1 rRNA gene is annotated in these 3,371 nt (G+C 49.0%); it reads left to right on the top strand.

What is annotated here, in order from left to right:
- Positions 1 to 200 precede the first annotated feature (200 nt).
- Positions 201 to 3,066: ribosomal RNA gene (locus NXR94_RS17040) — 23S ribosomal RNA — on the top strand.
- Positions 3,067 to 3,371 lie beyond the last annotated feature (305 nt).

Raw genomic sequence — 3,371 nt, 5'->3', positions numbered from 1 at the left:
AAAAAAAGCTTTAAAGGGTACCACGTACTGGATACGTTGTACAAAGTACTTTAAAAGCACTAATCCGGATGTTTACCATTAGGTTGTTCGAAGTAGCTATCGACTATTGAAAGTAAGCTGTAAACCGGAAGAGAAGTTCATTGACATGATGTGAAAGATTCATTAAGTAAAATCGAGATAAAAATCGAGTTTATCGTTACAAGAAAGTAGTTAAGGGCGTATGGGGGATGCCTTGGCTCTCAGAGGCGATGAAGGACGTGTTAAGCTGCGATAAGCTACGGGGAGATGCACAAAATCTTTGATCCGTAGATTTCCGAATGGGGCAACCCACTTAGTTGAAGACTAAGTACCGTAAGGAGTGAACCCGGGGAACTGAAACATCTAAGTACCCGGAGGAAGAGAAAACAATAGTGATTCCGCAAGTAGTGGCGAGCGAACGCGGATTAGCCCAAACCGGTCCAGTTACGGCTGTACCGGGGTTGTAGGACTACAACGTGGACTATAAAGACGAATTAGAACGACTTGGGAAAGTCGGCCATAGAGGGTGAGAGCCCCGTATAAGTAAAGCTTTATTACCTAGTAGTATCCTGAGTAGGGCGGGACCGGAGGAATCCCGTCTGAATCTGCCGGCACCATCCGGTAAGGCTAAATACTCCTGAGAGACCGATAGTGAACCAGTACCGTGAGGGAAAGGTGAAAAGTACCCTGAGTAAGGGGGTGAAATAGTACCTGAAACCATGCGCCTACAAGCGGTCGGAGCGGATTAGTTCCGTGACGGCGTGCCTTTTGCATAATGAGCCTACGAGTTGCTGTTGTTGGCAAGGTTAAGTGATTCAGTCATGTAGCCGGAGCGAAAGCGAGTCTTAACAGGGCGTTTTAGTCAGCAGTAGCAGACGCGAAACTTTGTGATCTACCCATGGGCAGGGTGAAGTGTGGGTAACACCACATGGAGGCCCGAACCAGTTGACGTTGAAAAGTCTTTGGATGACCTGTGGGTAGGGGTGAAAGGCCAATCAAACTGAGAGATAGCTCGTACTCCCCGAAATGCTTTTAGGAGCAGCGTGTGGGTGAGTTTACTAGAGGTAGAGCTACCGATTGGACTAGGGGGAGTCACATCCTACCAAATCCAGACGAACTCCGAATGCTAGTAAATATACCATGCAGTGAGGGTTGGGGTGCTAAGGTCCCAATCCGAGAGGGAAAGAACCCAGACCTACAGCTAAGGTCCCAAAATCTACACTAAGTTGAACTAAGGTGGTCCAGTTGCTTAGACAGCCAGGATGTTGGCTTGGAAGCAGCCATTCATTTAAAGAGTGCGTAACAGCTCACTGGTCGAGCGACAGGGCATCGATAATAATCGGGCATCAAGTGTAGTACCGAAGCTTAGGATAATTTATTATGGTAGGGGAGCATTCCCTGTGCGGTGAAGGTGAACTGTGAGGTTTGCTGGAGCGCAGGGAAGCGCAAATGTAGGCATAAGTAACGATAATGCGGGTGAGAAACCCGCACACCGATAGACTAAGGTTTCCCCGGCAATGCTAATCAACCGGGGGTTAGTCAGGACCTAAGGCGAACCCGAAAGGGGTAGTCGATGGACAATCAGTTAATATTCTGATACTACCATTGCTTGCGATGGGGTGACGGAGTAGTGAAAGCACCGCGTACTGACGGAATAGTACGTTGAAGCATGTAGGTATAGGAGTGGCAGGCAAATCCGCCATTCTTGCTGAATGTGATAGTACCACAATGCTACGGCAGCGTGGATAGTGTGCCTAATCAGACTTCCGAGAAAACCCTCTAAGCTTCAGAGTAATGGTACCTGTACCGTAAACCGACACAGGTAGTCAAGGAGAGAATCCTGAGGTGCTCGAGTGATTCATGGCTAAGGAACTAGGCAAAATAGCCCTGTAACTTCGGGAGAAGGGGCGCCCCCAGCAATGGGGGCCGCAGTGAAAAGGCCCAGGCGACTGTTTATCAAAAACACATGGCTATGCGAAATCGAAAGATTAGGTATATAGCCTGACACCTGCCCGGTGCTGGAAGGTTAAGGGGGGGAGTTAGCTTCGGCGAAGCTCTGAACTGAAGCCCCAGTAAACGGCGGCCGTAACTATAACGGTCCTAAGGTAGCGAAATTCCTTGTCGGGTAAGTTCCGACCTGCACGAATGGTGCAACGATCTGGGCACTGTCTCGGCCATGAGCTCGGTGAAATTGTAGTAGCGGTGAAGATGCCGCTTACTCGCAACGGGACGGAAAGACCCCGTGAACCTTTACTATAGCTTCACATTGGTATTGGGTAAATGATGTGTAGGATAGGCGGGAGACTCTGAAGCTGCGTCGCTAGGCGTGGTGGAGTCGTTGGTGAAATACCGCCCTTTATTTATCTGATGCCTAACCCTTTCAGGGAACAGTGTGTGGTGGGTAGTTTGACTGGGGTGGTCGCCTCCAAAAAAGTAACGGAGGCTTTCAAAGGTACCCTCAGCATGTTTGGTAATCATGCGTGGAGTGCAATAGCATAAGGGTGCTTGACTGTGAGGCCTACAAGCCGATCAGGGTCGAAAGACGGATATAGTGATCCGGTGGTTCTGTATGGAAGGGCCATCGCTCAAAGGATAAAAGGTACTCCGGGGATAACAGGCTGATCTCCCCCAAGAGCTCACATCGACGGGGAGGTTTGGCACCTCGATGTCGGCTCGTCACATCCTGGGGCTGGAGAAGGTCCCAAGGGTTGGGCTGTTCGCCCATTAAAGTGGCACGCGAGCTGGGTTCAGAACGTCGTGAGACAGTTCGGTCCCTATCTGTTGCGAGCGTAAGAAATTTGAGTAGATCTGACTTTAGTACGAGAGGACCGAGTTGGACTAACCGCTGGTGTACCAGTTGTCTCGCCAGGGGCACTGCTGGGTAGCTATGTTGGGAAGGGATAAGCGCTGAAAGCATCTAAGCGCGAAACCCACTACAAGATGAGATTTCTTTAAAGGGACGTTATAGATGATGACGTTGATAGGCTACAGGTGTAAAGGCAGTAATGTCATAGCTGAGTAGTACTAATTACCCGTAAACTTTCTTGGACTGTTTTTATGCAAAGACAGGACGATGAACTTGATTTTTGATTTTACTTGCTGGATCTTTCACTGATTATGTCAATAAAGTACTAGGTAGCTAGTAGGTTAGTATATGGACTTTTTAAGAAATAGAGAGATAGAATGTATCTCGAAGAGTTTATGGTGATTATTGTCGGGCCGCGTAGGTGGTGGGGTTCCCCGCCGCAAGACAAAGCAGGCAGATACACCAGGTGGTTAAACGAAACCATCAAAGAGTTTATGGTGATTATTGCCGGGCCGCGTAGGTGGTGGGGTTCCCCGCCGCAAGACAA

Origin of the sequence: Marinoscillum sp. MHG1-6 (genome assembly GCF_024714475.1) — a bacterium.
Taxonomy (GTDB): domain Bacteria; phylum Bacteroidota; class Bacteroidia; order Cytophagales; family Cyclobacteriaceae; genus JAMZMI01.
Note: the sequence above shows the minus strand (reverse complement) of the source record. Positions and strands in the feature narration are given on the sequence as shown.